This is a genomic window from Nocardioides immobilis (assembly GCF_003515065.1).
In the GTDB taxonomy this organism is placed as follows: domain Bacteria; phylum Actinomycetota; class Actinomycetes; order Propionibacteriales; family Nocardioidaceae; genus Nocardioides; species Nocardioides immobilis.
In genome coordinates, this window is sequence record NZ_QXGH01000020.1 from 16,805 (window position 1) to 37,346 (window position 20,542).

Here is a 20,542-nt window from a genome sequence, read left to right on the forward strand (position 1 = left end):
GTCGGTCATTGTGCCGGGCACCGGTCGCCGGCAAGGAGCAGGGCGCAGCCGAGGTACGCCGACAACCGGAGGAGGTCGGCCTGCGTGAATGTGAGCTCGCCGAGCTCGTTGACACCGAAGCCCGTGCAGAACGCCCAACCGGCGACACCCAGGAGTAGCCCACCGGGCCGATGCACGGCGGTCGCGCAAGCACCGGTGACCGCCACGAGCACCACGGTGAATCCGACGACCGGCAGTCCGACCACCACCCCTGCGGCGGTTGTCAGGAACAGGGCGGCACCGCCGGCGCCCACGCGGACCCCGTCGAGCTGCAGCAGGTCGGACTCAGGCACGCGCCCAGCAAAGCGCGAGAACAACACGACCTCGGGCGCGCTGACAGGATCCTGACGCCCGGACGCGGATCCCTGACGACCTCCTAACGAGGTGTGACACCGGTCGCGTTAGGGAGTCGTTAGGTGCATCGGAAGTACTGCCATCCGAGACTTTCATGGCCTCCGTGAGCCTCGAACTGCACATCGCGGAGGAAGCACCTGCCGCCGATCACCACGCCTCCGATCAGCCGCAACCGTGGTGGAGGGTCATGTGCCTGACCGGCGTCGACTACTTCTCGACCCTCGGCTACCAGCCCGGCATCGCCTTCCTCGCCGCGGGCCTGCTCAGCCCCCTCGCGACCCTGATCCTGGTCCTGCTCACCCTGTTCGGCGCGCTGCCGGTCTATCGCCGGGTCGCCGCCGAGAGCCCGCACGGACAGGGATCGATCGCGATGCTCGAGCGGCTGCTGCCGTTGTGGCGCGGCAAGATCTTCGTCCTCGGCCTGCTCGGCTTCGCCCTCACGGACTTCATCATCACCATCACGCTGTCCGCCGCCGACGCGAGCGTGCACATCGTGGAGAACCCCCACGTGCCCGAGGTTCTGCACGGCCAGGAGCTGTGGATCACGATCGGACTGATCGCACTGCTGGGCGCGGTGTTCCTCAAGGGCTTCCGCGAGGCGATCGGCGTCGCGGTGGTCCTGGTGATCCTCTACCTGACGCTCAACGCCGTCGTGATCATCGTGGCCGCAGCCCATGTCATCGAGGACGGTCACCTGGTCACGGACTGGAGCAGTGCCCTGACCGCCGAGCACGGCAACATCGCGCTGATGATCGCGGTCGCGCTCACCCTGTTCCCCAAGCTCGCCCTCGGCATGTCCGGGTTCGAGACCGGCGTCGCCGTGATGAGCCACGTGGAGGGCGACCCCGATGACGGCGCCGAGCGCCCTGCGGGACGGATCCGCAACACCAAGCGCCTGCTGACGGTCGCCGCATGCATCATGAGCTGCTACCTGATCGCATCCAGCCTGGTCACCACCCTGCTGATCCCCGCGCAGGAGTTCGAGGACGGTGGCAGCGCCAACGGACGCGCGCTCGCCTACCTGGCACACCTCTACCTCGGCGAGGGCTTCGGCACGCTGTACGACGTCTCGACGATCATGATCTTGTGGTTCGCGGGCGCCTCGGCGATGGCGGGCATGCTGAACCTGATCCCTCGTTACCTGCCGCGCTACGGCATGTCGCCGGAGTGGGCGGGCGCCGTACGGCCGTTGGTCGTCGTTCTCACCTTGACCGCGTTCCTCATCACCTGGATCTTCGACGCCGACGTGGACGCGCAGGGCGGCGCCTACGCCACCGGCGTCTTGGTCCTGATGACCTCCGCTGCCGTCGCGGTCACCCTCGCCGCCCGTCGTGCCGGGCAGCGCAAGCTGACGGTGGCCTTCGGGCTGATCTGCCTAGTCTTCGTCTACACCACTGCCGACAACGTCGTCGAGCGACCGGACGGCGTAAAGATCGGCGCCTGCTTCATCGCCGCGATCATCGCCGTCTCGCTGTTGTCCCGGATCTCACGCGCGCTCGAGCTGCGCACGATCGAGATCTCCTACGACGCGCGAGCCGAGTCCTTCTTGCGGGACTGTGCGCGACGGACGATCCGGCTAGTCGCCAACGAGCCTGGGGCCAGGGACGAGGCCGAGTACGACGAGAAGATCGCCCAGCTCGTCGACGACCACGATCTTCGGGATGCCGGGGACATCATCTTCGTCGAGGTCACCGTGCCCGACTACTCCGACTTCGAGAGCGACATCGAGGTGCGCGGCGTTGCCCTGCACGGGCGGTACCGGGTGCTCACCGTCGAGGCATCGTCGATCCCGAACGCGCTGGCGGCGCTCGTCCTCGACATCCGGGACCGGACCGGCGTCCGGCCCCACATCTACTTCGAGTGGACCGAGGGCAACCCGCTGATGCACGTCCTCCGGTTCCTCCTCTTCGGTGTCGGCGACGTCGCACCGGTCACCCGAGAAGTGATCCGTCGCGCCGAGGCGGACCGGGCCAGCCGGCCACACGTCCACGTCGGCTAGCCCAGCTATCCCCTGCTAGCTCCGCCAGTCGCTGCGCCTCCGGGTAGGCCCAGGGCTCGTCGGCGAACTCGGCGTACGCGTCACCGTGCCAGAGTGCGAGGGCAGTGTTCAGTCGCTCGACGGCGCCCGCTGGATCCTGCCGCTGGAGCGCCGCGCGGCCAGCCTGGACGCCTGCCTCGAAGTCCACGACGTCGATGGCGATCCCCGCCGTATCGAGCTGGTAGCCCGGTGACCGGGTGACGACGGCGTTTCCGAGCGTGCGGCGCAGCCGGGCCACGTAACTGCGGAGAGTGGTGGCCGCCGCGTCGGTCGGTTCGCCTTCAAAGACGACCTCCGCGACCCGGTCGACGGAGACGACCCTGTCGCGGTGGATGAGCAGGACGGAGAGCAGGCGCCGCTGGCGGGTGCCGCCGATCTTCTGCTCGACGCCGTCGCGGCTCACCTGCACCGCGCCCAGGGCTTGGATGCCCAGCGATGACGTGGTCTCCGTCGTCTGGCCAGGGAATCCGCCCATGCCTGCACCTCCTCGGTGTCCCCTCATTCCAGGGTGCAGCCCGAGTGCCCGGTTGCCACACTGCCCGGCCGGTGTGGCAGTTCCGTTGCACCCACCATCCCACCGAGCCGCGGCGCCTGCACCGGAAACGCGCGCGCATGCCACCGCATGACGTCAATGCCGGTGGCGGCGGGCGCGGCGTCGCTAACACGAGCAGGTCGGCTGAGCGGCAACGGTTCGATGCGGCGCAGCAGCGGCCGACAAGGTCCGGAGGATGAGAACTCCTTCATCGGGGGCTCACGCTGACCTCACTGCAGGGTCGCACCGTGTTCGTCACCACGCCCGAGACCGCCGGGCACCGATGATGAAGGAACACGTCATGCAGTCAGCACCTTTCTCTGCTCGGTCGGGGCTGACGCCGGACGGTCACCTCGCTTCGTCCCGTCGCCGGTAGCTCGCGGCTCGTCGAGGACGCACCCGGCATGTCGCTTCGAGAGTTCTTTACCCAGTTCTGGCCGGCGCTCTGTCCGCCGCGGCGGTGGACAGTGCTCGGACGCGCCCTGCTCGCTCCGGTGGTCGATGTGGATGAGGCAGCCCGGGGCACCGCCAGCAGGGGCGAGCCTCCTGTCACCCCACTGTGCACGTGCCACCCCGACTTCCACGAGCTGGGCGTCCACGCACCGCCGGCACCGGTGCCAGAATCCTGACGTGACGACAGCGACGGACACGACCGACAGCGGGCCGGTCCCGCCCCAGGTGCGGTCCGTCCGATCGCGACTGAACCTGCGCCGGGTGGCGTGGGTGCTCCTCGCGGGCTGGCTCGTGGTGGCCGTCGCGGCGGTCGCAACGGGGGAGCGCGAGTCCAGCATCGACAGCCTCCGGGACGCCATCGCCGAGGGCGACGTCGACGAGGTCCGGGTCGAGGGAGGGCTGGGACCCCGCTCGCGGCCGGGTCGCGGGTGACCTGGCTGATGGCCGGACTGTTCGTGATGACGATCGGCATGCTGGGCGCCGCGGGTGAACCGTGGCGGGCGACCCGGTGGGCCTGGTTCTGGCTGATCCTGATGCTCCCGCCGTTCGCCTGTCCGGCGTACCTCCTCTTCGGCGGGCCCGCAGGCCTTGCCCGTCCGAAGCGCCCCGAGGCCCGGTTGACCGGCGGGTGGGCGTTCCTTCTCGCGATCCTGCTGGGCGGCAACGGCATTGCCTGAACGGCGAAGCCCGGGCCGACGGACCGGGATCAGCTGACCCAGGGCGCGTCGCCGTCCAAGGTCACGTCGCTGTAGATCAACGGGTGGTCGGTGGTCCGGCTGATGAGGCCGCCGGAGAGTCGGGCGTAGTTGGAGAAGGTGACGCCTTCCCTGGTGCCGAAGATCCAGTCGATGCCGTGGTTGCCAGGAAGCCGGCAGGGCGTGCTCGAGCCTCCGTTGGCGGCCTGGGCGTTGGCGCCGGCAGTCACCCGGCAGAACGCCTCGGCCTTCTCGTTGAAGTCGCCCATCAGGAAGGTCGGGATGCCGAGCGGATAGCCCGCGCGCGGCTTCTGGAGGTCGCGCATCAAGGCGATCTCCCGGCTGGTGGCGAGGTCGCGCCAGTGCTGCGCGGGTCCGCGCACGCTCGCCGGGTTGTGGATGTTGATGAACCACGACAGGCGACCGGTCTCGCGGTGCTTCAGGAGCACGTACGGCATCGGGACCATGTGGCCGTGGAAGTACGGGATCGGGGTGGTGTGTGCTGAGACGAGCTCGAAGGTGGAGGTGTCCCAGGCGATCGAGTTCCGAACCGGATTGGTGCCCAGGCGCAGCCCGGGGTAGACCTGCCAACCGCCGCCGGTCATCGACAGGAATGCGCCGTACTGCTCCTTCTCGAACTCCTGGAAGCCCACCACGTGGAAGTTGTTGCCGCGGATGAGCTGGACGGCCGAGGCCATCCGGGCCACCCCGCCGGCCCAGCGACAGCACTTGTTGCCGCCCGGCTTGGTGTGGGAGTAGCCGAGCACGTTGAAGCTGGCGATCCGGAAGGTGGCCGGCGCGGCGCTCAAGCCGTCGACGGTCTGCTGGACGCGATCGCGGAGCTTGGCCGCGAGCTCCCGGTCGAGCATCCGGTTGCGCCTGCGGCTGTGGCGTTCGGTCTGACGCTGCTCCTCCTCGCTGATCCCGGCGTCGACGACGTCGCTCGGGATCGCGGGCGATGTGCCGGGTCCGGTGACGGGCCCGTCGCTCGGCTCGTCGGACATACCGAACCGCGCCACGGCCAGCAGCACCACGACCAGCGCCACGAGTCCGACCACGGGCAGGAGCCGCTCGCGGCGCGGGTGCTCGTTGGTGACCACGTCCCCACCCGGTTCTGCTCAGACCAACGCCGCGCGGACCGCCGGCTTTGAGAACGATACCTGGGGGACCGATGACCGACGGCGCTTCCAGAGACGCGGCATACTTGAGCGCTATACCCTAGGGGGGTACGCTCGGAGGAGGTCCAAGACACGCAACCAGAAGGACAGCCCGATGCCGGACACGCACGACGAGCACCAGCACAGCTACATCGCCAACAACACCAAGGGCGACTACCTCAAGCGGCTGCGGCGGATCGAGGGACAGGCCCGCGGCCTGCAGCGGATGGTCGAGGAGGAGAAGTACTGCATCGACATCCTCACCCAGATCTCCGCGATGACGAAGGCTCTCGAGGCCGTCGCGCTCGGGCTGCTGGACGAGCACCTGGCCCACTGCGTCGTCGACGCCGTCGCCGTCGGCGGCGAGGACGCCCAGAGCAAGCTCAAGGAAGCCTCCGACGCGATCGCTCGCCTCGTCCGCTCCTGACCCAACCCCTCGACAGCAACCCACCCGGAAGGAACCAGCCATGAGCCAGACCAGCACCTACACCGTCACCGGGATGACCTGCGGCCACTGCGTCGCGTCGGTCACCGAAGAGGTCCAGGAGATCCCGGGCGTCGAGGACGTCGCGGTCGACCTGCCCACCGGTGCCGTGACCATCACCAGCGCCGAGCCCCTCGATGACGCCGCCGTGAAGGCCGCCGTCGAGGAAGCCGGCTACCAGCTCGCATGAGCACCCCGGTCAGGCTCGCCGGATTCGTCGCCGCGATCGCCGCCGTCTTCGGCATCGCCTCGGTCATCGGCAAGGGCGTCGGGCCGTTCGACGACGAGGTCTCCAGCTCCCACGGCGACTCCCACGCGGACGACCCCGCCGCGGACGAGCGCGACGGCGGGCACGAGGACGGCCACGAGGACGACGACGAGTCGACCCCACCCACCGCACAAGAGGTCCCAGGAGGACTCATGATATCCCAGGACGGCTACACCCTCGCACTCACCGAGGCCCGCGCCCCGGCAGGCGAGGACCGGCCGCTGTCCTTCACCATCACCGGCCCGGACGGCGCCCCGGTGACGGAGTACGACGTCGAGCACGAGAAGGAGCTCCACCTGATCGCCGTACGCCGCGACTTCACGGGGTTCCAGCACGTGCACCCGACCCTTGCGGGCGACGGCACGTGGAGCACGGAGCTGGACCTGAAGCCCGGTGACTGGCGCGTGTTCGCGGACTTCAAGGCGACCGGTGCCGAGGCGCTCACGCTCGGCGCAGACCTCGCCGTGTCCGGTGCCTACGAGCCCGGACCGCCCGCGCAGGAGTCGCGGACGGCCGTGGTCGGCGACTACGAGGTCACCCTCGACGGCGACCTCACCGCGGGCGCCGACGCCGAGCTCACGCTGAGCGTGGCCAAGGACGGCGAGCCGGTCACCGACCTGCAGCCCTACCTCGGTGCCTACGGCCACCTGGTCGCGTTGCGCGGCGGGGACCTCGCCTACCTCCACGTCCACCCCGAGGGCACGCCCGGCGACGGCACGACCGAGCCCGGCCCCGACGTCACCTTCTACGCCGCCGTGCCCAGTGCCGGCACCTATCACCTCTACCTGGACTTCCAGCACGACGGCGTCGTCCGCACCGCGGCCTTCACCGTCACCGCCGGTGGCACCGGCGAGACCCCGAAGCCCGACGAGCACGGAGAGAGCAGTGGACACGCACACTGACCCGACGCGCCAGATCGAGCTCGCGCTCACCGGGATGACCTGCGCCTCCTGCGCCAACCGGATCGAGCGCAAGCTCAACAAGCTCGAGGGCGTGACCGCGACGGTCAACTACGCCACCGAGAAGGCCAAGGTCACGTACGCCGACGACCTCACCCCCGAGGACCTGGTCGCGGCCGTCGAGCAGGCCGGGTACGGCGCGACCGTGCCCCAGCCGGCGAAGGCCGACGCCGGGACCGGGGCGCCTGCCGAGCCCGACCCGGTCGCCCCGTTGCGGCAACGGCTGCTCGTCTCGGCGGCCCTCACCGTGCCGGTGATCGCGATGGCGATGGTCCCGGCGCTGCAGTTCACCAACTGGCAGTGGCTGTCCCTGACGCTGGCCGCACCGGTGGTGGTGTGGGGCGCCTGGCCGTTCCACAAGGCGGCGTGGACCAACCTGCGCCACGGCACGTCCACGATGGACACCCTGATCTCGCTGGGCACCCTGGCGGCACTGGGCTGGTCGGTCTACGCGCTCTTCTGGGGCACCGCGGGGATCGCGGGGATGACCCACCCCTTCGAGCTCACCATCGAGCGTTCCGACGGCAGCGGCAACATCTACTTCGAGGCCGCCGCCGGCGTCACCACGTTCATCCTCGCCGGCCGCTACTTCGAGCAGCGGTCCAAGCGCCGCGCCGGCGCGGCACTGCGCGCCCTGATGGAGCTCGGTGCGAAGGACGTCGCCGTGCTCGGGCCGGACGGCGTCACCGCGACCCGGATCCCGGTCGAGGACCTCACGGTCGGCGACAGCTTCGTCGTACGGCCGGGAGAGAAGATCGCCACCGACGGCGTCATCGAACGGGGTACGTCGGCCGTGGACGCCTCGATGCTCACCGGTGAGTCGGTGCCGGTGGAGGTCGGGCCCGGCGACACCGTCGTCGGCGCCACGGTCAATGCCGGCGGCCGGTTGGTGGTCCGGGCCACCCGGGTCGGCGGCGACACCCAGCTCGCCCAGATGGCCCGGCTGGTCGAGGACGCGCAGAACGGGAAGGCCGAGGTCCAGCGGCTGGCCGACCAGATCTCCGGCTTCTTCGTGCCGATCGTCATCCTGCTCGCCGTCGGCACACTCGGGTTCTGGCTCGGCACCGACAGCGGCCTGGGGGCAGCATTCACCGCTGCGGTCGCGGTCCTGATCATCGCCTGCCCCTGCGCGCTGGGCCTCGCCACGCCGACCGCCCTCATGGTCGGCACGGGCCGCGGCGCCCAGCTCGGCATCCTGATCAAGGGCCCCGAGGTGCTGGAGTCCACCCGCCGGGTCGACACCGTCGTCCTCGACAAGACCGGCACCGTCACCACGGGTCAGATGACCCTGCGCGACGTCATCGCCGCCGACGGCGAGGACCCCGACGAGGTCCTGCGGTACGCCGGCGCCCTCGAGGACGCGTCCGAGCACCCCATCGCCCAGGCGATCGCCACCGGCGCGCGCGAGCGGCTGGGCGACCTGCCGACGGTCGAGGACTTCACCAACGTCGAGGGCCTCGGCGTCCAGGGCGTCGTTCTTGACGGGGTCGACGGCGATACCAGCCGTGCGGTCCTCGTCGGCCGCCCCCGGCTGCTGGCCGAGTGGTCCCAGCACCTCACGTCCGAGCTCGAGGAAGCGATGGCCCGGGCGCAGGAGACCGGCGGGACAGCCGTCGCGGTCGGCTGGGACGGCAAGGCCCGCGGGATCGTCGTGGTCGCCGACGCGATCAAGTCCACGTCAGCCACTGCGATCACCCAGCTGCGTGAGCTCGGCCTGCGTCCGATGCTGCTCACCGGCGACAACGCGGTCGTCGCGCGCAGTGTCGCGGCCGAGGTGGGGATCGACGAGGCCGACGTGTTCGCCGACGTGCTCCCGGCCGACAAGGTCGACGTCGTGAAGCGACTCCAGGCCGAGGGCAGGGTCGTCGCGATGGTCGGCGACGGCGTCAACGACGCCGCGGCTCTGGCCCAGGCTGACCTCGGCCTCGCGATGGGCACGGGCACGGACGTGGCGATCGAGGCCAGCGACCTCACCCTGGTCCGCGGCGACCTGCGGGTCGCGGTGGACGCCATCCGGCTCTCGCGGCGGACGCTCACGACGATCAAGGGCAACCTGTTCTGGGCGTTCGCCTACAACGTCGCGGCCCTGCCGCTCGCGGCCGCCGGGCTGCTCAACCCGATGCTCGCCGGCGCCGCGATGGCCTTCTCCTCGGTCTTCGTGGTCTCCAACAGCCTCCGCCTGCGCAGCTTCCGCAGCGCTCCGACGAGTCACGGTCTCTCCGCCATTGACCGGGGGAGGCAACAGACCTAGCGTGCCGGTTAGCGGCAGCTCCAGCTCCCCCCGCGGAAACCAGGCATCGTCATGCGCCGAATCGCAGTCCTCGCGTTCACCATCAGTCTCACCCTGGTCGTGCCGGCCGGTCCGGCCGGATCCACCGGATCCGCTCCGCCAGCCGCCGTCGACGGACGAGCGTCCGTCGGCGCGCAACCGTCCACCGGGTTCACCGAAGGTGACTACATCGTCACCTTCGCCGACGAACCGGTAGCCAGCTACACCGGCTACCGGCGCGGCTACCCGCGGACGATGCCGGCGCGTGGACGGAAGATCGATCGTGACTCCGCGGCGGTTCGCCGCTGGCGGGGGTTCCTGCGCGAGCGGCACGACCGCGCTCTCGAGCGGGTTGGCGCCGCGAAGTACTACGACTTCACGGTCACCAACAACGGCGTCGCCGCCCACCTCACCGGTCGCCAAGCGGCGCGGCTCGACAAGATGCGGGGCGTCATCGCGGTCACGCCCGACCGGAAGCAGCAGGTCGACACCACCGACTCCCCGTCCTTCCTGGGGCTCGACGCTGCTGGTGGCCTCTGGCAGCAGCTCGGCGGTCCCGACGACGCCGGCGCCGGTGTGGTGGTCGGCATCATCGACACCGGCATCTGGCCGGAGAGTGACGCGTTCGCAGGTGGAACCGACATCCCGGTGCCCGCGACGTGGAGCGGTCAGTGCGAGCCCGGCGAGCGGTTCACGCCGCGCACCTGCAACGACAAGCTGGTCGGTGCGCGCTACTACCTGCGCGGGTTCGGCCGCCAGTTCGTCGCAACCACCGACTTCCTCTCCCCGCGCGACTGGTCCGGTCACGGGTCGCACACCGCGTCGACGGCCGCAGGAAACCACGGCACGGACGTCGCCATCGACGGCCACGCGATCGGTTCGGGCTCGGGCATGGCTCCCGGTGCCAAGGTCGCGGCCTACAAGGTCTGCTGGGAGGGCCGCCCCGGTGTCGACCCCGGTTGCTTCGACTCCGACAGCGTGGCCGCCATCAACCAAGCGGTCCTGGACGGCGTCGACGTCCTCAACTACTCGATCGGCGGCGGGTCCGAGTCGACCGTTCTCGCCCCTGTCGAGCAGGCCTTCCGGGGCGCCTCGAACGCCGGTGTGTACGTCGCCAACTCGGCGGGCAACAGCGGCCCGGGAGCGAGCACCTTCGACCACCCGTCACCATGGCTGACCACCGTGGCGGCGGCCACGTTCCGGCGCGCCTTCCTGGCGGTGGAGCTCGGCAACGGCGAACGGTACGTCGGCGTCTCGACCACCGCGGGCCTCCCGACCCAGACCGCGCTGGTGACCTCGGTGAGCGTCAAGAACACGTCCGCGAGCGACAGCGCTGCGGCCCTCTGCGTGGACGGCTCCCTCGATCCCGCGAAGGCGGCGGGCAAGGTCGTGCAGTGCGACCGCGGCGTCACGTCGCGGATCTCGAAGAGCGCCGAGGTGAAGCGGGCCGGCGGCGTCGCGATGGTCCTGACCAACACGTCGGCCAACTCGCTCAACGGTGACTTCCACTTCGTGCCCTCCGTGCACGTCGACCACACCGCCCGTACCGCCATCCTCGACTACATCGCGGATGCCGGGGCGGGCGCGACGGCGGCGATCCTGCCGCTCACTCCAGCCGAGCTGGCGGAGGCGCCGCAGGTGCCGGAGATCGCCGCGTTCTCCTCGCGCGGACCGTCGGTCACCACCGATGGCGACATCCTCAAGCCCGACCTTGCGGCGCCGGGCGTCGATGTGGTCGCGGCGGTGGCTCCGCCCGGAAACTTCGGACGCAACTGGGACTTCTACTCCGGGACGTCGATGTCCAGTCCCCACACGGCGGGCCTCGGCGCCCTGCTGAAGGACCAGCACCCGAACTGGCTGCCCTCCGAGATCAAGTCGGCCCTGATGACCACGACGATGGACACGGTCTCCAGCGCCGAGGACCCGTTCGCCCAGGGCGCCGGCTTCGTCCAGCCCAATCCAGCCGCCGACCCAGGCCTGGTCTACCCGACGACGCCCAACGAGTACCGCGGGTTCATGATCGGCCTCGGCGTGCAGTTCGCGCCGCCGTTCGACACGCTGCCGGCGATCCAGGCGTCCGACCTCAACCAGGCGTCGATCGCGATCGGCGACCTGGCGGGCACCGAGACCGTCACGCGGCGGGTGAGGAACGTGGACGACGCTGCGGCGACGTACACCGCCACCGCGAACGTCCCTGGGTTCGAGGCTGTCGTCACACCGGCCGAGCTCACCCTCGACCCGGGTGAGGCAGCCTCGTTCGAGGTGACGTTCACGCGCTCCGACGCGCCCATGGGCGAGTGGGCGATCGGCTCGCTGACCTGGACCGGCGCCGGGCACGTCGTACGCAGCCCCGTGGCCCTGCAGCCGGTCACGGTCTCCGCGCCGTCCGAGGTGCACGCCGACGCGAGCGCCAGCGGTTCCGAGGACTTCGAGGTCATCCCGGGCTTCACCGGCGAGCTCGAGAGCTCGGTGCACGGCCTCGTCGGGGTCACCCCGATCGCCGACAGCGTGACGACGGGACCGTTCGACATCGACAACCCCACCCCGGACGCCGACACCAAGCTGTACGAGGTGACGGTGCCGGCCGGAGCCAAGGCGGCTCGGTTCAGCCTGGACGCCGACGACGACACGTCGGACCTCGACCTGTTCGTCTACCTCGACGGCACCTTCGTCGATCTCTCCGCGTCCGGCGCGGCCGACGAGCAGGTCACTCTGCTGGCGCCGGAGGCGGGCACCTACGACGTCTACGTCAACGGGTTCGCGACACCTGGCGGCTCGACGTCCTACGGCCTCGCCAACTTCGTGGTCGAGGAGGGATCGGCAGGCAACGCGACGGTCACCCCCTCGCCCGCACCGGCGACCCTGGGCGAGCCGTTGACACTCACCGCGTCCTGGAGCGGCCTCGATCCGGCAAAGCGGTGGCTCGGGGTCATCTCGTACGCCGGTTCGGACGAGGTCACGCTGCTCTCGGTCGGCTGACCGCTGAGTTCACGGCGTGCGATCGGCGCACGCCCTGGACCGACCCGAAATGAGCGAAGCCCCGGACCTCACGGTCCGGGGCTTCGTGCGTTCAGCTGGTGGTCAGCCGTGGCTGACGCGGTCGCTGCCGCTGCCGCCGACGATCCGGTCGGCACCGGGGCCGCCGCGGAGCCAGTCACGGCCGGGGCCGCCGTAGATGCGGTCGTTGCCCTTGGCGCCGTTGACGAAGTCGCGGCCATCGCCGCCGTAGACGATGTCGTTGCCCGCGTCGGTCAGGACCCAGAGCCGGAACCGGCTCGGCAGGGTGCGGCCGTCGGTGTAGTCGTGACCGAGGCGCGGCCAGACCTGGATGAACATCCGCTGGGTGTTGAAGCGCGGCGGGACCTTGCAGACCGCCGAGACGCCGACCTTCACCCGCTCCTTCTGGCAACGGTCGGGCAGGCTCTTCCACCGGTTGGTGCGAGTGTCACGGAACCGGATGCTGTGGCGCTCCGAGACCCAGGTGACCCGCAGGTGCTGGTTGTGCTTGCCCGAGATGTAGACCGGGCCGTACTTCGAGTAGCGGACGATCGCGCTGCCACCCATGTCGCTGACGCCGGCGTCGCCGGGGCCCAGCATCAGCGGGGGAAGGTTGTCCGCGGTCGCGGGGCTGATGCCCACCGAGAGGCCGGCGACGGCGGCTACGAGGAATGTGACGATAGTGCGAAGCAAGGAGACTCCTCCTGTTTTAGGCTCCAAGGACCATAAGGGGAATTCCCCCGAGCGCGAATTCCCCGGGCGAGACCTGCACCACTGCCGACCCCCCGAACTGCCGACCGCGCCGCCGTCCGGACGAGAGAATCTGCTAGGTCGTGGCAGACTCAGCGCCGTGAGTTCTGGGGTTCGCTGGCTGGTGCCGGTCGTGGTGCTGCTGGCCGCCGGTTGTAGCGACCCCGCCGACCCGGTCTATCCGGAGGATCCCGACACGTCGGCGATCTCGACGGAGTACGACCCGTCGTTGGAGCCGTCGGCCGCCGTCCTCGCACTGGTGCCTTCGGACGCGACGACTCTCGAGGTCACCGACCTCGACCAGCTCCGGCTGACCCTGGGCTTCGGCTTCCTCAACCGCGAAGCGTCGGCCGCCGAGCGCGCCCGGTTCTGGCGGGCGTTGCCGAAGGCGGCGACGTTGTCGACGGGAATGCTGCGGCCCGCGGCCGAGGAGCTCCGGGCCTACGGCTTCGGTGCGGACGACGTCGCCTGGGAGGCGACGTACGCCGGCGGGGCCGACGGCTGGGTGATGGCCTTCCACGACGACGTGTCCATGACCCAGGTCGAGGAGGCGATCCGGGACCGGGTCGGCCCGCTCGCCGGGGCCGTGCTCGACGCAGAGCGGAGGGTGGTGACCTCGGCGGAGCCGCCCGAGGGTGACGACAGCTGGGCAGCGCTCGAGGAGGTCGTCGACCTGGTCGGACAGGAGGCGAACGCGACGTACGTCGAGCGGTCCTGCCTGCCGTTCGACACGGTGTTCGGCGAGGGCATGGAGGCGCAGCTCGCGGAAGCGCCGCGCGCGGCGCTCGCCGCGCTCGACCCGCTCGAGGGGTTCTCGGTCGCCCTCGGCGGCAGCCTGGCGACGGTGAAGCTGGGAGAAAACCGCCCCGACGCGTTCGACCGGCTGCGGCTGGACGAGGTGATGCCGGCGATCCGCCCCGAGTTCGGCGCCGCCTTCTCCCGCGGGGTGGCGGACCCGTCCACCGGTCGCCTCGGCTACGACCTGCAGCGGCCGTCGGCAGCGACGGCGCTGATCACCGACCAGCACCTGCCGTTCGCAGTCTGCGGCGACTGACCCGCTTCACTCAGCGGGTGGCGAGTGCGCCGTACTGCGCCTTGTCGTGCGCGCAGAACACGGTGACCTCGTCGGAGTGGGTCGCCACCAGCTCGCGCAGCCGCTCGGTGTTCTCGCGACGCAGCTTGTTGGAGACCGCCATCAATGTCTGCATGACCGTCAGTGAGCGGGCGCACGACGGCGGCGTCGCCAGCTGGTCGCCGTCGAACACGGCGTCGCCTGCGTGCAGCAGCCAGTGGTCGGCGGCGTCGCGGACGGCGATGCCGGCGTGACCGCGCGTGTGGCCCAGCAGCGGGATCATGACGACGTCGTCGCCGATCGCTGTCACCGACGGGAAGCCGAACCAGTCGTCGCCCGGCTCGGAGTGCTGGACCCACTGCGGGCCGTGCGCCCACTGCGCGGGGAGGTAACGCTGCTTCTCCATGAACCTCGGGTGCCGGGCGGCGTCGAGCTCGGGCTGGTGGATGTGGACGCGGGCGTGGGGGAAGTCGACCAGCCCGCCGGCGTGGTCGGAGTCGAGGTGGGTCACCGCGATGTCGGTGACGTCCTCGGGCGCGAAGCCGAGGGCCTTCACCTGGGCGAGCGCGGTCTCGCCGGGGTCGAGGGCGGGCCGGACCGCGAGCAGGTAGGGCTTGCCGAGCCGCCCGGGGTCGGCCAGCTCGCCGGAGCCGTAGCCGGTGTCGACGAGGAGCAGACCGCCGTCCCGCTCGACGAGGAGGACGTGGGCGACCATCGGGGGAGCGATGGCAGGCCGGAAGCTGGCGCAGTTGAGGTGGTGGACCCGCACGGAGCCCATCGTGGCAGGTCAGCCTTCCAAACCGTGGAGGTTGCGCGCCGTCGGCGAGGTCGGGACGGTGGCCGGGTCCGGGTAGGTGCCGAACAGCCGGTCGGCGGTCGCGGCCGAGGTGACCGTGAACCAGTAGTGCTCGCTCTTGTAGTGATGCAGCCGGTGGTTGCGCCAGACCGACCGGAACCAGCGGGACTTGGGCCGGTAGTCGCTGTGCAGGACGTAGTGGGTCCACTCGTACGCCGTCAGCAGGACGACCACCGTCACGATGACGGTGAACGTCGACGACCAGGTCGGTGTGGCCGCCCAGGCGACGAGGACCAGGAACGGCGCCGTCGTCAGCTCGACCTGCCACGGCACGAACACCAGCGGGATCGAACGGGGGTCGGCGTGGTGGGCGCGGTGCTTGCGGGACAGCAGCGGGTCGATCGTGAGGCCGGCGACGCGGCGCGGCCGCCAGTGCAGGATGCAGACGTGGATCACCCACTCCACGACCGGCATGATCGCGACCAGGCCGGCCGGGATGAGGAGCTCCCACCAGGCACCCGGACCGGCGAGGACGCGGCCGGTGATCGCGCCGGTCAGGGCGGTGCCCAGGATGTACGGCGACGGGTGCCGCCAGAACTCGGTGAAGACCTGGCCGAGCGACTGGCTGGTACGACGGCCGCCCGTGATCCTCGCTTCGTCGCGCTCGACCTGGCGGCGGGCCTGTGCTTCGACGTCGTTGCTCGTCATGACTCGGCTCCCTCGGTGGTCGTGGAGGTCGCCGCGAGCGCCGCGAAGGCGTCCATCAGGGCGGCGTTGGTGGGGGCCAGCACCCGCTCGGCGGCGGCGCGGGCGGTGGCGGGGTCGCCGGCCGCGATCGCCGTCGCGAGCAGGCGGTAGGGGTCGACCTGGCCGACCTCGGCGGCGAGGGCCGGCGCGAGGGCCGGCAGGGCAGGTTCGTAGGCCGCCCGCAGGCCGTTGAACATCAGCCGGAACACGATCGAGTCCGCACCGTCGACGACGACGTCCCAGAACTCGAGCGCGAGCTCCTGCCAGGTCACCGGGTCGGTCGTGGCAACGAGCCGGTCGACCACCGTGCCGAGCGCGGCCGTGAGCGCGGGCCCGCCGCGCTCCGCGGCCAGCGCCGCGATGCCGGGCGCCACCGAGGTCCGCGCCTCGACCACGCTGCGCGCGACCGACGGATCGATCCCGCCGTCCCTGACCAGGAGGTGCGGGAGCAGGTCGAGCCCGCCGTACCTCCGGAAGTCGCGGACGGTCGCGCCGCCCCCGTGCCGGACTTCGACCAGCCGGGTCTGCGTCATCCGCTGGAGCGCCTCGCGGACCGCCGGACGGGAGACGCCGAGCACCTCGGCCAGCCGGCGCTCGCTCGGGAGCTGCTCGCCGACCTCGAGGCCGCCGTCCATCACCTCGCCCAGCACCTGGTCGAACACCTGGTCCGACACGGACTTCCGGGTCACGGGTTTCAACGCCATGCGGCCGACCGTACGTCGGTGATGGCACATTGGTCAAGTGGTAATACCAATCTTGCCGAGTCGGCTCAACTCAGAACGCGCCGACTCGGCGTTGCTGAGGCGCAGAGATGCGCCGGGTCGGCGGTCCGTAGGCTGACCGGGTGCAGGCCGTCGCGTGGTGGAGCCCCCGGTTGTGGGCGGCGCACCTGATCGCGCTCGGGTGCGTGGGTGCGGCGATCGCGCTCGGCCTGTGGCAGTACGACGCCTGGGAGGCCCATCGCGCGGCCGAGCGGGTCGACCTCACCAACGCCGAGCCGGAGCCGCTGACCGACGTACTCGGACCCGACGAGCCGTTCCCGACCAAGCACGTCGGCCGCCCGGTCACCGTCGAGGGCACCTGGCTCCCCGAGGGCACCGTGCTCGTGTCCGGTCGCGAGACGGACGGCGAGGACGGCAGCTGGGTCGTCACGCCGCTCGCTGTCGACGGGCCCGACGAGGCGGCGATCCCGGTCGTGCGCGGTTGGCTGCCCGGTGTGGACCCCGAGTCGGCGCCACCGCCCCCGACCGGAACGGCGACCCTGGTCGGCTGGCTGCAGCCCGGCGAGGGCACGGGCGCGGCCGACGAGGACCCGACCGACGACGTCTTCCCGCAGGTCCGGATCGCCGACCTGGTGCAGCGCGTCGACGTCGACCTCTACGGCGGCTACGTGGTCGTCGACCCGGCAGCGACCGAGGAGGCCGGCGGTCGCAACGCGGGTACGGCGGACCTCGGCCCCGCCACGCTCGACCAGCTCCCGCCCGCCGGCACGTTCACCGCGTGGCGCAACATCGCCTACGCGATCGAGTGGTGGCTCTTCGCGGCCTTCGCGCTCTTCCTGTGGTGGCGGTTCGTGCGCGACGCCACCGCCGTACGGCGCGAGCCCACCGCCCCGGACGACGAGGCCCGCGCGGTAGGTTCGTCGCCGTGAACGGCCTCTTCAAGACCTACCGCGTGCTGGCCTTCATCGTCGGCGGGCTGCTGCTCGTCGGGACCGTCGGCTTCGTGCTGAAGTACGGCTTCCCCGACGGTGGCTCGCTCCAGGAGCTCGGCGATCAGCTGACGCCGGTGTGGGTCGTCCACGGCTGGGTCTACATGGTCTACGTGGTGATCGCGTTCGTGCTCACCCAGCGCGCGGGTTGGCCGCTGCCGCGCTTCCTGCTGATGATGGTGGCCGGCCTGGTCCCGGCGCTCATCTTCTGGGTCGAGCGCCGGGTGGCCGAGCAGCTCCGGGCCGAGCACCCGGAGCTCGTCGGGTCTCGAGACAGTCGCTAGCGCTCGGACTCCGGGTCTGCCTCGGTGGGGAGCGGGTCGGACAGCGGGTCCGGTGACGGGGCGTCGGCCGCGTCCACCGCGTCGAGGGGCTCCTCGGCCGGGGTGTCGGCGGGGGTGTCGACCGGGGTCGGCACGGCTGCGGCGGGGCTCGGCGGCGGCGCCGGGTCGTACGACGTCTGCCAGCCACCGCCGTCGTTGCCGCCCTGGAGCTTCTTGGCGATCACGGCCACGGCGCCACCCACGGCTCCGAGCATCAGGAGCGTCTTGATCTTGGACCGCTTCTTGGGGTTCGACCCGTTGAGCTCAGCGGCCTTGGTCTCTGCGTAGTCCTTGGCCTCGGAGGCCTTCTCGGCGAGCGTGGCGGCGCCCGCCGCGATCACGGGGGCGGCCTTCTGCCTCGCCTCAGCAGCCTTCTCGGCAGCAGTCGCGGCACCCGCGGCGACCACGGGAGCTGCCTTCTCCTTGGCGTCGTGGAGCGCGGGTCGGGCCGTGTCGTGCACGAAGTCCCTTGCCTGGTCGATCGCTGCCTCGACGTACCCCTCCGCCTGCTCGAGAAGCGTCTTCTTCCTGCGAAGTCCCATGGCCGAACCTTTCCGAATCCGAGATCTGTGCGCCGGACCTTCCGTCCTAGTCACTACCCCATCCCACCACGCGCATCCCACACCGCGCAGCCCGTGCGGACGATGAATCTCACGGCCCCCGTAGGATCGGCGCGAGGGTGCGGGCACCGACGTCCGCACCGACGTTGCAGCGCGAAAGGCAGCTCATGGCGGACCTCCAGGCCATCCTGAAGACGAACAAGGGCGACATCACGATCAACCTGTTCCCCAACCACGCACCGCGCACGGTGCAGAGCTTCGTTGGTCTGGCGACCGGCAACCCGGTCGAGGTGTCCGCGGACGGCCCCTACCGCCCGTCCCCGCGGGAGGGCTCGGCCGGATCCACGCCGTTCTACGACGGCCTCGCCTTCCACCGGATCATCCCCGGCTTCATGATCCAGGGCGGCTGCCCGCAGGGCACCGGCACCGGCGGTCCCGGCTACAACTTCGACGACGAGCCGCACCCCGAGCTGACCTTCGACAAGCCCTACCTGCTGGCGATGGCGAACGCCGGCGTCCAGGGCGGCAAGGGCACCAACGGCTCGCAGTTCTTCATCACGGTCGGCGCGACGACGTGGCTGAACTTCAAGCACACCATCTTCGGCGAGGTCGCCGACCAGGCCGGACGCGACGTCGTCGACGCGATCGCCGCCGTCCCGACCGGCCCGGGTGACCGCCCCAAGGAGCCGGTCGTCATCGAGTCGGTTGAGATCACCGGGGCCTGAGTGACCGGTCCGTCGGGGCCGTCGGGGCCGCCGGCCGGGGTGCCGACCTGCTATCGGCACCCCGACCGCGAGACCTACGTCCGGTGCCAGCGCTGCGAGAAGGCGATCTGCCCGGACTGCATGCGTGACGCAGCCGTCGGCTTCCACTGCCCGGACTGCGTCAAGGAGGGCGCGAAGACCACGCGCCAGGCGCAGGCGGCGTACGGCGGCCGCCGCTCCGCCGATCCACGGGTGACCACGTTCGTCCTGATCGGGCTCAACGGCCTGGTGTGGGCGGCGATCCTCGCGACCGGCTGGACGAAGAGCCTGCTCGTCGACCGGCTCGCCCTGCTCCCGACCGGGCGGTGCTACGAGGAGGGCAACGCGGAGGTCTACTACCCCAGCCTCGACTCCGACCGCCTCTGCGAGGGGGTGCCGGACGGCTCCTGGTTCCCCGGGGTGTCCGACGGTGCCTACTGGCAGCTGGTCACCAGCATGTTCTCGCACGTGCAGATCTGGCACATCGGCTTCAACATGCTGGTGCTCTTCCTGCTCGGACCCCAGCTCGAGGCGGTGCTCGGCCGCGCTCGCTACCTCGCGCTCTACCTCGTGTCCGGGCTGGCGGGCTCGGTCTGCGTCTACTGGTTCTCCGGCGAGGGCTCGGCGACGCTCGGCGCCTCCGGCGCGATCTTCGGCCTGATGGGCGCGCTGCTGATCGTGGTCCACAAGGTCGGCGGCAACGTGCAGAGCATCGTGATGTGGCTCGGCATCAACGCCGTGCTGACGTTCACGTTCCCCAACGTGTCCTGGCAGGGCCACCTCGGCGGCTTCCTCGGCGGCGCTCTCGTGACCGCGATCGTGGTCTACGCGCCCAAGGACCGGCGCCGGCAGCTCCAGGTCGCGGGCATCACCCTGGTGGTCGTGGCGCTGTCCGCTGCCACGCTCGCCCGCACCGCCGTACTCGCGTAGGAACTCTGCTGCGGAGTTCCCACAGGTTTCCCCACAGCTGTGGGTAACTACAACGTTGTAGTTATCCCCCGCTGTGGAGAACCCTGTGGAGGAGCGCTACTCCCACTTGGTGGCGAACGTGAACCCCACGGCCATGAAGGCGATGCCGACGAAGAGGTTCTTCTGCTCGAGGTCGTTGAAGACCGCGAGGTCCTGCGCGTGGTCGCCGGTGCCGACGACGTAGTAGGTGCAGATCCACAGCAGGCCGAGGACGAAGCAGCCGAGCATGCCGACCACGACACCGCGGCCGCGGCCGAGCGGGGTCGACGGGTGGGCGGCGATCATCAGGCCGAGCATGATCGCGCCGAAGCCGATCAGGTAGTTCCACTCCTGCAGGTCGCCCATGAGCTGCCAACCGGTGACGACGCCCTCCTTGCCGGCGTCGAGGTCGAACAGGGGCTTGTCGTCGTCGCCGAAGCCGGCGACCGGACGAACGCCGATGTAGTAGTACGCCATCCAGGCGATGCCGCCCAGCATGAGCACCAGCGAGACCAGGAAGCGGATGCTGAACATCGGACCGCTCGACGGGTCCTTGAACGCCGCGTTGTCCGAGCGCTTCAGGCTCGGCCGGGAGAACTTCACTTCGCTGGCTCCTCAACTCTGCACCGGCGGCATCAGGGCTCGAC

General features: G+C 70.6%; 22 protein-coding genes. 13 read left to right on the forward strand and 9 right to left on the reverse strand.

Features of this window, described 5'->3' with window-relative positions:
• Nucleotides 1-5: 5 nt before the first annotated feature.
• The gene (locus tag D0Z08_RS16340; protein WP_118926322.1) at nucleotides 6-332 is read right to left on the reverse strand and encodes a hypothetical protein; all 327 of its coding nucleotides are present in this window, start codon (nucleotides 330-332) and stop codon (nucleotides 6-8) included.
• Nucleotides 333-487: 155 nt separating this feature from the next.
• Between D0Z08_RS16340 and D0Z08_RS16345 the strand changes: the two genes are divergently transcribed.
• A complete protein-coding gene (locus D0Z08_RS16345; RefSeq protein WP_425454063.1) occupies nucleotides 488-2,392 on the forward strand; it encodes an APC family permease in 1,905 nt (634 codons plus the stop codon).
• Here the strand turns inward: D0Z08_RS16345 and D0Z08_RS16350 are convergent.
• The gene (locus tag D0Z08_RS16350; RefSeq protein WP_182481340.1) at nucleotides 2,325-2,906 is read right to left on the reverse strand and encodes an AfsR/SARP family transcriptional regulator; all 582 of its coding nucleotides are present in this window, start codon (nucleotides 2,904-2,906) and stop codon (nucleotides 2,325-2,327) included. The two genes, D0Z08_RS16345 and D0Z08_RS16350, sit on opposite strands and share 68 nt — an antisense overlap.
• A 687-nt stretch (nucleotides 2,907-3,593) precedes the next feature.
• On the opposite strand from D0Z08_RS16350, the gene D0Z08_RS16355 reads away from it, so the two are divergent.
• Complete coding sequence (locus D0Z08_RS16355) at nucleotides 3,594-3,848, forward strand: hypothetical protein (protein WP_118926324.1); 255 nt, start codon at nucleotides 3,594-3,596, stop codon at nucleotides 3,846-3,848.
• The gene (locus D0Z08_RS16360; protein WP_118926325.1) at nucleotides 3,845-4,093 is read left to right on the forward strand and encodes a hypothetical protein; all 249 of its coding nucleotides are present in this window, start codon (nucleotides 3,845-3,847) and stop codon (nucleotides 4,091-4,093) included. The genes D0Z08_RS16355 and D0Z08_RS16360 overlap by 4 nt, the downstream gene beginning before the upstream one ends.
• A gap of 29 nt (nucleotides 4,094-4,122) precedes the next feature.
• Here the strand turns inward: D0Z08_RS16360 and D0Z08_RS16365 are convergent, their stop codons facing one another.
• Nucleotides 4,123-5,211: an endonuclease/exonuclease/phosphatase family protein gene (locus D0Z08_RS16365; RefSeq protein ID WP_118926326.1), complete on the reverse strand. Its 1,089-nt coding sequence runs from the start codon at nucleotides 5,209-5,211 to the stop codon at nucleotides 4,123-4,125.
• Nucleotides 5,212-5,383: 172 nt separating this feature from the next.
• Here D0Z08_RS16365 and D0Z08_RS16370 point away from each other — a divergent pair, with 172 nt between their 5' ends.
• The 5 genes from D0Z08_RS16370 to D0Z08_RS16390 are packed head-to-tail and all read left to right on the forward strand — an operon-like array spanning nucleotide 5,384 to nucleotide 12,227.
• The gene (locus D0Z08_RS16370) at nucleotides 5,384-5,695 is read left to right on the forward strand and encodes a metal-sensitive transcriptional regulator (RefSeq protein WP_118926327.1); all 312 of its coding nucleotides are present in this window, start codon (nucleotides 5,384-5,386) and stop codon (nucleotides 5,693-5,695) included.
• Between the two features lie 40 nt (nucleotides 5,696-5,735).
• A complete protein-coding gene (locus tag D0Z08_RS16375; RefSeq protein WP_118926328.1) occupies nucleotides 5,736-5,942 on the forward strand; it encodes a heavy-metal-associated domain-containing protein in 207 nt (68 codons plus the stop codon).
• Complete coding sequence (locus D0Z08_RS16380; protein WP_118926329.1) at nucleotides 5,939-6,922, forward strand: hypothetical protein; 984 nt, start codon at nucleotides 5,939-5,941, stop codon at nucleotides 6,920-6,922. The genes D0Z08_RS16375 and D0Z08_RS16380 overlap by 4 nt, the downstream gene beginning before the upstream one ends.
• Nucleotides 6,923-6,956: 34 nt before the next feature.
• Entirely contained in the window at nucleotides 6,957-9,230 is a 2,274-nt protein-coding gene (locus tag D0Z08_RS16385) for a heavy metal translocating P-type ATPase (RefSeq protein WP_118926445.1), read from the forward strand.
• A gap of 51 nt (nucleotides 9,231-9,281) precedes the next feature.
• Nucleotides 9,282-12,227 carry a S8 family serine peptidase gene (locus D0Z08_RS16390; RefSeq protein ID WP_118926330.1) on the forward strand — a complete coding sequence of 982 codons (2,946 nt, stop codon included), beginning with the start codon at nucleotides 9,282-9,284 and terminating at the stop codon, nucleotides 12,225-12,227.
• A 102-nt stretch (nucleotides 12,228-12,329) separates the two neighbouring features.
• Here the strand turns inward: D0Z08_RS16390 and D0Z08_RS16395 are convergent, their stop codons facing one another.
• Nucleotides 12,330-12,938 carry a calcium-binding protein gene (locus D0Z08_RS16395; RefSeq protein WP_118926331.1) on the reverse strand — a complete coding sequence of 203 codons (609 nt, stop codon included), beginning with the start codon at nucleotides 12,936-12,938 and terminating at the stop codon, nucleotides 12,330-12,332.
• 157 nt (nucleotides 12,939-13,095) lie between these two features.
• Here D0Z08_RS16395 and D0Z08_RS16400 point away from each other — a divergent pair, with 157 nt between their 5' ends.
• On the forward strand, nucleotides 13,096-14,049 hold the full coding sequence (locus D0Z08_RS16400) for a hypothetical protein (protein ID WP_147381446.1): 954 nt from the start codon (nucleotides 13,096-13,098) through the stop codon (nucleotides 14,047-14,049).
• 10 nt (nucleotides 14,050-14,059) lie between these two features.
• Here the strand turns inward: D0Z08_RS16400 and D0Z08_RS16405 are convergent, their stop codons facing one another.
• From D0Z08_RS16405 to D0Z08_RS16415, 3 genes are read right to left on the reverse strand one after another with little or no spacing between them, the layout of a single operon-like run.
• On the reverse strand, nucleotides 14,060-14,836 hold the full coding sequence (locus D0Z08_RS16405) for an MBL fold metallo-hydrolase (protein WP_182481341.1): 777 nt from the start codon (nucleotides 14,834-14,836) through the stop codon (nucleotides 14,060-14,062).
• Between the two features lie 18 nt (nucleotides 14,837-14,854).
• Nucleotides 14,855-15,571, reverse strand: a complete 717-nt coding sequence (locus D0Z08_RS16410) for a sterol desaturase family protein (protein WP_118926334.1) — start codon at nucleotides 15,569-15,571, stop codon at nucleotides 14,855-14,857.
• Nucleotides 15,568-16,314: a FadR/GntR family transcriptional regulator gene (locus tag D0Z08_RS16415; RefSeq protein WP_118926335.1), complete on the reverse strand. Its 747-nt coding sequence runs from the start codon at nucleotides 16,312-16,314 to the stop codon at nucleotides 15,568-15,570. Before D0Z08_RS16415 ends, D0Z08_RS16410 begins: the two co-directional genes overlap by 4 nt.
• Before the next feature lie 140 nt (nucleotides 16,315-16,454).
• Between D0Z08_RS16415 and D0Z08_RS16420 the strand changes: the two genes are divergently transcribed.
• Nucleotides 16,455-17,261, forward strand: coding sequence for an SURF1 family protein (locus tag D0Z08_RS16420; RefSeq protein WP_118926336.1), 807 nt, complete (start codon nucleotides 16,455-16,457; stop codon nucleotides 17,259-17,261).
• Nucleotides 17,258-17,605: a DUF3817 domain-containing protein gene (locus tag D0Z08_RS16425; RefSeq protein ID WP_118926337.1), complete on the forward strand. Its 348-nt coding sequence runs from the start codon at nucleotides 17,258-17,260 to the stop codon at nucleotides 17,603-17,605. Before D0Z08_RS16420 ends, D0Z08_RS16425 begins: the two co-directional genes overlap by 4 nt.
• Here D0Z08_RS16425 and D0Z08_RS32185 read toward each other — a convergent pair.
• A complete protein-coding gene (locus D0Z08_RS32185; RefSeq protein ID WP_182481342.1) occupies nucleotides 17,602-18,186 on the reverse strand; it encodes a hypothetical protein in 585 nt (194 codons plus the stop codon). The two genes, D0Z08_RS16425 and D0Z08_RS32185, sit on opposite strands and share 4 nt — an antisense overlap.
• A 185-nt stretch (nucleotides 18,187-18,371) precedes the next feature.
• On the opposite strand from D0Z08_RS32185, the gene D0Z08_RS16435 reads away from it, so the two are divergent.
• Entirely contained in the window at nucleotides 18,372-18,929 is a 558-nt protein-coding gene (locus tag D0Z08_RS16435) for a peptidylprolyl isomerase (RefSeq protein WP_118926338.1), read from the forward strand.
• Nucleotides 18,930-19,877 (forward strand): rhomboid family intramembrane serine protease, encoded by a 948-nt coding sequence (locus D0Z08_RS16440; RefSeq protein ID WP_220454216.1) that lies wholly within the window; start codon nucleotides 18,930-18,932, stop codon nucleotides 19,875-19,877.
• A 96-nt stretch (nucleotides 19,878-19,973) separates the two neighbouring features.
• On the opposite strand, the gene D0Z08_RS16445 is transcribed toward D0Z08_RS16440, so the two are convergent.
• Nucleotides 19,974-20,498 (reverse strand): cell division protein CrgA, encoded by a 525-nt coding sequence (locus D0Z08_RS16445; RefSeq protein WP_245994029.1) that lies wholly within the window; start codon nucleotides 20,496-20,498, stop codon nucleotides 19,974-19,976.
• Nucleotides 20,499-20,542 lie beyond the last annotated feature (44 nt).

Coding starts and splice junctions, on each gene's coding strand:
- D0Z08_RS16370 (WP_118926327.1), top strand. CDS start 5,384: ATGCCGGACACGCACGACGAGCACCAGCACAGCTACATCGCCAACAAC.
- D0Z08_RS16375 (WP_118926328.1), top strand. CDS start 5,736: ATGAGCCAGACCAGCACCTACACCGTCACCGGGATGACCTGCGGCCAC.
- D0Z08_RS16410 (WP_118926334.1), bottom strand. CDS start 15,571: ATGACGAGCAACGACGTCGAAGCACAGGCCCGCCGCCAGGTCGAGCGC.
- D0Z08_RS16385 (WP_118926445.1), top strand. CDS start 6,957: ATGACCTGCGCCTCCTGCGCCAACCGGATCGAGCGCAAGCTCAACAAG.
- D0Z08_RS16350 (WP_182481340.1), bottom strand. CDS start 2,906: ATGGGCGGATTCCCTGGCCAGACGACGGAGACCACGTCATCGCTGGGC.
- D0Z08_RS16380 (WP_118926329.1), top strand. CDS start 5,939: ATGAGCACCCCGGTCAGGCTCGCCGGATTCGTCGCCGCGATCGCCGCC.
- D0Z08_RS16390 (WP_118926330.1), top strand. CDS start 9,282: ATGCGCCGAATCGCAGTCCTCGCGTTCACCATCAGTCTCACCCTGGTC.
- D0Z08_RS16415 (WP_118926335.1), bottom strand. CDS start 16,314: ATGGCGTTGAAACCCGTGACCCGGAAGTCCGTGTCGGACCAGGTGTTC.
- D0Z08_RS32185 (WP_182481342.1), bottom strand. CDS start 18,186: ATGGGACTTCGCAGGAAGAAGACGCTTCTCGAGCAGGCGGAGGGGTAC.
- D0Z08_RS16345 (WP_425454063.1), top strand. CDS start 488: ATGGCCTCCGTGAGCCTCGAACTGCACATCGCGGAGGAAGCACCTGCC.
- D0Z08_RS16435 (WP_118926338.1), top strand. CDS start 18,372: ATGGCGGACCTCCAGGCCATCCTGAAGACGAACAAGGGCGACATCACG.